At 31.2% G+C, this 5,419-nt stretch carries 9 protein-coding genes; all 9 read right to left on the bottom strand.

All coding sequences use genetic code 11. The annotated features are described in order from the left end of the window. The coding region (locus A9G38_RS03815) for an antA/AntB antirepressor family protein (RefSeq protein WP_176713225.1) at window positions 1-310 on the bottom strand (310 nt) is incomplete at its 3' end. Between the two features lie 99 nt (window positions 311-409). Beyond that, window positions 410-823, bottom strand: a complete 414-nt coding sequence (locus A9G38_RS03810) for a hypothetical protein (protein ID WP_034915400.1) — start codon at window positions 821-823, stop codon at window positions 410-412. Beyond that, window positions 823-1,023 carry a helix-turn-helix transcriptional regulator gene (locus tag A9G38_RS03805; RefSeq protein ID WP_034915392.1) on the bottom strand — a complete coding sequence of 67 codons (201 nt, stop codon included), beginning with the start codon at window positions 1,021-1,023 and terminating at the stop codon, window positions 823-825. The genes A9G38_RS03810 and A9G38_RS03805 overlap by 1 nt, the downstream gene beginning before the upstream one ends. Window positions 1,024-1,407: 384 nt before the next feature. Continuing rightward, entirely contained in the window at window positions 1,408-2,043 is a 636-nt protein-coding gene (locus A9G38_RS03800) for a hypothetical protein (RefSeq protein ID WP_034915389.1), read from the bottom strand. Between the two features lie 87 nt (window positions 2,044-2,130). Continuing rightward, on the bottom strand, window positions 2,131-3,285 hold the full coding sequence (locus tag A9G38_RS03795; protein ID WP_034915385.1) for a Fic family protein: 1,155 nt from the start codon (window positions 3,283-3,285) through the stop codon (window positions 2,131-2,133). Window positions 3,286-3,511: 226 nt separating this feature from the next. Then, window positions 3,512-3,799, bottom strand: coding sequence for a hypothetical protein (locus A9G38_RS03790; RefSeq protein ID WP_202961591.1), 288 nt, complete (start codon window positions 3,797-3,799; stop codon window positions 3,512-3,514). Window positions 3,800-4,048: 249 nt separating this feature from the next. Next, a complete protein-coding gene (locus tag A9G38_RS03785; RefSeq protein ID WP_034915383.1) occupies window positions 4,049-4,231 on the bottom strand; it encodes a hypothetical protein in 183 nt (60 codons plus the stop codon). A gap of 466 nt (window positions 4,232-4,697) precedes the next feature. Next, window positions 4,698-5,156: a terminase small subunit gene (locus A9G38_RS03780; protein ID WP_202961590.1), complete on the bottom strand. Its 459-nt coding sequence runs from the start codon at window positions 5,154-5,156 to the stop codon at window positions 4,698-4,700. Next, window positions 5,134-5,419 (bottom strand): IS3 family transposase (locus A9G38_RS03775; RefSeq protein ID WP_141671722.1); only part of this gene is annotated, 286 nt, incomplete at its 5' end. The genes A9G38_RS03775 and A9G38_RS03780, both read right to left, overlap by 23 nt.

Here is a 5,419-nt window from a genome sequence, read left to right as displayed (position 1 = left end):
TCATCGCCAATTCTTTAGCCATGTTTAAAGTTAGATGATAATCAATACTTCTACGGTCTCCGCCTCTTACCGTTTCCCTTTTATTAAGCTGTTTGTTTTTTATACTTTGATTCACCAATTCGGGGGAATCAAAAACCACATAATCATCATTTTCAATAAAGCCATATTGTTCTATACGCCCTTTTATCCATGTAGAAAAATCACGCCCTACACCAAGAAAATGATGTAATTGTTTTGCACTAACTGTTTGCTGTAATTTGCCGTTTAATTGTGTTTCGGTTACTGGTACTAAATTATTAAAATCTGTCATTTTTTATCTCCTAATCTGTCTATTTATCACCCATTTAGCTAAATTTAGGCAAAGGGATGCCGTCGGCTCAAAAATGAGCTTTGCTATAAAATCAATTAATTAAGCTGCTTTGCTTGGGTAAAGTGCTAAAATTTGGCTGATATCTGATTCAGTTAATAAGCTATTTTCATAACTAAGAATCAGATTAACCACCTTTTGAGCATCTTCCTTATTGGCTAGGTAATAGCGATAGTGTGAGCCTATTCCGTCGGTATTAGGTTCATCCATGCGCTTTAATGTGATGCCTAACTTTCTTTCTAGTTCTGAACAATAATTCCTACCGCTAGAAAGCCTACAGGTGCGCAATATCTCATTTTCTGTAATACCATTGTCACCAGTACACGCAATTAATAGGTAAGCTCTCGGCTTTTTGGGTAGACACTGATAGCGAGATTGGCTATTATTGGAAGCGTCAAGATTCCAATCTAAGCCCTCGATTATTTCGCAATATAGAGGGTTTTGTTTTATCACCATTATGCTACCTCGCGACGTTCTACTCTGCGAGATTCAAGCCAAGAGTAAATCTCATCAGCTCGATAGCCAACACGACGCAAGCCAATTCTGATTTTTTGTGGAAAGGTTTTATCTTTCAGTTCTAGCGTATAAAGACTAGTGTCAGATTTGAAGTGAAGTAAGGCTTTTACTTCTTTTTTGGATAGGATTTGGTTGGTCATTAGTTATCTCCTTAATTTATCAGTATTTGATATTATGTTACTGTATAAATATCTAGTTATCCATTGACTTAGGAATTACTTTAAAATATTCATAATTCCGCCAAAATAATACACGTTCCGTCAATAACTTATCCGATGATAATATTAATAAAAACAAATAATTAATTGAATAATCTTAGAATAAATAGTGCACAATCGTTGTAGAGCGTTATCAAGCGTTTATAATCTTTCACATTTTTTTATAAATTTTTATTTTATTTAAGGCACAAATAGATAAATAGAATAATTTGGATATATTAAATAACTTTATTTTCAATAAGATAGTTTATAATAGAAAGGGGTGACCAACGGATTATAAGTCAATTGGTCATTTGAGTTGAAATGCTAATCGAGTGTATAAAAAAGAGCTATTTTTGCTTTTTCATAAAATGAAGATTTGGACAATCCATTTAAACTCAAACTATGAGCTTTTGCTAAGTCATCAATTTCTCTTTTTATTGTAGCTATATTAGGATTATCTACAGTACCATAAGCATTACCTTGTTTTTTGGCTAATAATTTTAATAAAATGCCTGTCATTTTATAAATATTTACCTGTTCTTCATCTTTCTTATATTGCCCTCTTTGGCTTTTAGATAATTCGATCCCTATTTCTAATAATTCATCACCGCCGATCGTGTATAACATTTCTCTCCATTTTTGTGTTCTTGTTAATCTAATCATGGCTTTTAACGCACGATTTTTAACTGGTTCTGGCGTATTATTTTCATCAAGTAATGGGTAAGCAATAACAAACATTATATCTGCATGAACGTTGTTATGATAACGTAAATCTAACGCATATAAGCACCGTTCAATATGATTTTTATATGTTTTAAACTCTGCTATCATTTCTGCTGGTATGTCTTTTATTTTCATATATGGTTCTAAACCACATAATAATAAAGCAAGCTCTTTTGTTTCAATTATAGGTAATTTTACAGCTTGCTCGAATACTCCCATTTTAGCAAAACTAACCATTTACATTCCTCACGCCCTAATAGATATTTGCGCCAGTTCGCTAGGGTTGCGAATATTCGGGGATCAGCCTAGACGCAAATAATATTGTTAGTTAAAATCTTTAATTAATTCAGCATCTCGTAATGATAAAATAACACCTTTAAATAATGCTGAATCAGTTATCCTTAAAGTGTAGGTTCTTGCTCCATCCTCTATTGGTTTTAGTAATTTACTATCAACTAATTTACCAATCTGATAGGTTATTTGTGATGATTTCATGTTAGGAAATATTGTTTTTATATCTCCAGTTTTGGTCGTTTCTTGATCTATAACATGTAATAATATTTTCATTTGGATATCTGATTCAATTAACCCCATTTTGCTTACATAATCTAATGCAGGCTTGAGTATTTCTTTTCTGAGATAGTCTCGATTACTTAATTTGTCCAGTTTATTTAATTCAGTTAAGATTCCTGAAAGAACATAAAAACACCATTTTTCTAGTGCTTCAGAGGTTCCTTTATCAGCTTCTGACAGCATAGAATAGTAAGATTCTCTATCATTACAAAATACGGCTGTAGGATTTAACACTCGTCCGCTTACTTTTACATTAAAACCGTATTTAACAAGTAGAGCATAGGTTATAAGTCTTACAGTTCTTCCGTTACCATTTGAAAAAGGATGAATCCAACCAAAACGATGATGTGCCAAAGCAATTTTCATCAAATCATATTTAGGTTTATCGACTTGATTGATAAAAGTAATAAGCTCGTTCATATAAGTTGGTATATGTATATGATCGGGAGGTAGATGGCTTGAACCACTTATTCTAATAGGCTGCTGCCTGTAAGCACCTGGTGTTTTATCTCCTTCAAACTTTAGATTATGTACTGTTAATTGATGAATTTCTTTAATAAAGTGTTCTGTTATATGTTCACCAACATGGAAATGATCATCAATAAATTTAAGTGCGTTTTCAATATTGTCAATTTCTTTTAATTGTTCAGTTTGAGTGTTTTCAGTTAACTTACTATCTACATAATCATCTAATGTGGTATGATTTCCTTCAATTCTTGCAGAACCTAAACTTTCTAACTTATGAAATATATTTTTAATTTGTTTGAAAATTAGAGGATTAACTTCGGTTTCAAATTTAGAATGTCGTAATAATTCTAATTCAGTTAAAACATCAACTAAATCAGAATCAAAGGATGGATTTAGCAATTCTAAATTAAAATGATTAAATTTTGGTAACAACCCCATTAAATCTCCAATTATCTCAAATGTTATTGTTTAGTTATCTAAAAAATTTTTTTAAATTAAAAATTAAATTAATAAGTTAATAAACTTAAAAAACAAAATTATCTATAATTATTAACTAACATTATCTCAAAAAATAAAGATAAGGTACAGTAATATACAGTTAGGTACATTATAGTACTGTGTTTTTATACATGAAATTGTTTTAGATATGAAATTATTGAGGTTACTAATCAGGAATTTTTATACACATAGTGATAAGATGATCACCATCTTCTTTGGTGGGCAATATTTTAAATCCGTATTTTTTATATAGTGCTATCAATGAGGGATTATTATTACATTCTAATATAGCAAATCTACCGCCAGCCATAGCGCGGATTTGTTTAATTATTGTGAAAGTTTCTTGTAATATTAACCCAAGATTTATAGGATTATTTTCAACTGCGAAATTTTTGCCAATTTGGCCAATCAAATGAACTTTTATTTCTGTAGCGTGCTTATTAAAGCCATCCATACTAGATACTAATGTTTTAGATATTTCAAAATCACTTGATTGTATTGATGTAAATGCTAAAGAAAATAGGCGAGAATATCAAGATTATCTTCGTTGATAATAAGATAGGTTTTTGATACGTTCCTTTTGCTAAATTCTATTGCTGAATTGCATAAAAAATCTTGTAAATCCTTATTTCTAGGGCAAGAAAAACAACAAAGGAGGCTTTTTATTTCCTCCTCGTCATATTCATTAATAAGTTCACCTAGATTAACCGTGAGCATTTTTTCGGGTTAAAACTTTAGAAAATAATTTTACTGCTTTTTTAGATTCGGTTTTCTCGTCTCGCTCGCGAGTTTTTATCGTACTTTGTGCTTTCTCTAGTTCCTGAAATACATTAATGTCACGAGGCTCAGCCAAAACAAACGTTTTGCTAAATGATGATGTAGCCATATTACGCCTCCTAAAAAGTACAATTACATAAGTTGTGTAATATTGTATAGCTCTATTTTGTTATATCAATATGCATTTAACTGTTTAAAACAGAATATAAATCAATATGAGAAAAGCAATAATAACTATTTAATTTTCTTTAAGTTAAACTTTATGAAAGAATTTTATAAGCTATCTTCATAATAAAGATAACTGTCTTTTGAACCTTAATCGGGTATGGTTTACTTAAACAATGGTTTCCATTTTTCTGTGAAAGCAAGCATTAGCAATTATTACCGCTTTTGCTTAGATTAGTATATTAGTATCCATTAATTTAAAGTATTTTCACTGGATACCTGAATGGATACCTATATAAGTACTAGTGATTATGTATTAAATAGATTTTTAAATATTTAAATTCTATAAGAAGTGGCTCAATTTGAGCATCTAAAACTTGAGCAGGCAACAAGTTTATGCTCTTTGCTTGTCAGGCGGTTAAATCCTTTGATGGTGGCGATACTAGTTCTATGCGCATTGGTTTAGATTTGGCTATAATGCTACTACCCATAGATTGATGGTCTAATATCTGCTTTTCAGAATAACCATGATTAGCAAGCATCAATTTGGCAATACTCGCGTTAAACTCGCCTTTTAAGCCTTTATTAATTAACTCCACTTCTTGGCGCGCTTTGATAAGTTCTAACATGTCCTTAAATTCTTCGCTTGAACTCGCATAATTATATAAACTTGACCTTGAACAGTTAGCATATAAAGCCAGTCCAGCCATAGAGGGAATGACTTCGCCATTTTTGATATAGCCCTGTTTATGCAAATACTCTTGCCCTAGTTTTAACATGTCCTTTATCTTTGATTTTCGCCCTGCCATTGGTATGTCCACACTTTTTAGTACCAAAAAGATAAGGTCATCGATTTCTTTTGTATTCAATCGGCGACTGGTAATTTAATGTTGAATGAAGTCGATTATAATTAAACCAATCCACATAGTGATTAAATTCCAATTTAAGTTGCGCCAGTGAATCAAAAATAGTATTTGACACAAATTCTGTTTTCACTGCTTTGAATGTGCTTTCTGCAATTGCGTTATCATAGGGGCAGCCTTTGCGACTTAACGACCGTTTAATTCCAAATGCTGTTAAACATTCATCAATCAAATGATTATCAAACTCTTTTCCTCTATCAGAATGAAAC

Source organism: Gilliamella sp. Imp1-1, from assembly GCF_001690415.1.
GTDB classification, from domain to species: domain Bacteria; phylum Pseudomonadota; class Gammaproteobacteria; order Enterobacterales; family Orbaceae; genus Gilliamella; species Gilliamella bombi.
The sequence above is the reverse complement of the archived record's forward strand: the minus strand, read 5'-3'. Positions and strand labels throughout refer to the sequence as shown.

Excerpts from the sequence above, each read along its gene's own strand:
- A9G38_RS03810 (WP_034915400.1), bottom strand. The coding sequence starts at position 823 with ATGGTGATAAAACAAAACCCTCTATATTGCGAAATAATCGAGGGCTTA.
- A9G38_RS03805 (WP_034915392.1), bottom strand. The coding sequence starts at position 1,023 with ATGACCAACCAAATCCTATCCAAAAAAGAAGTAAAAGCCTTACTTCAC.
- A9G38_RS03800 (WP_034915389.1), bottom strand. The coding sequence starts at position 2,043 with ATGGTTAGTTTTGCTAAAATGGGAGTATTCGAGCAAGCTGTAAAATTA.
- A9G38_RS03795 (WP_034915385.1), bottom strand. The coding sequence starts at position 3,285 with ATGGGGTTGTTACCAAAATTTAATCATTTTAATTTAGAATTGCTAAAT.
- A9G38_RS03790 (WP_202961591.1), bottom strand. The coding sequence starts at position 3,799 with ATGGATGGCTTTAATAAGCACGCTACAGAAATAAAAGTTCATTTGATT.
- A9G38_RS03785 (WP_034915383.1), bottom strand. The coding sequence starts at position 4,231 with ATGGCTACATCATCATTTAGCAAAACGTTTGTTTTGGCTGAGCCTCGT.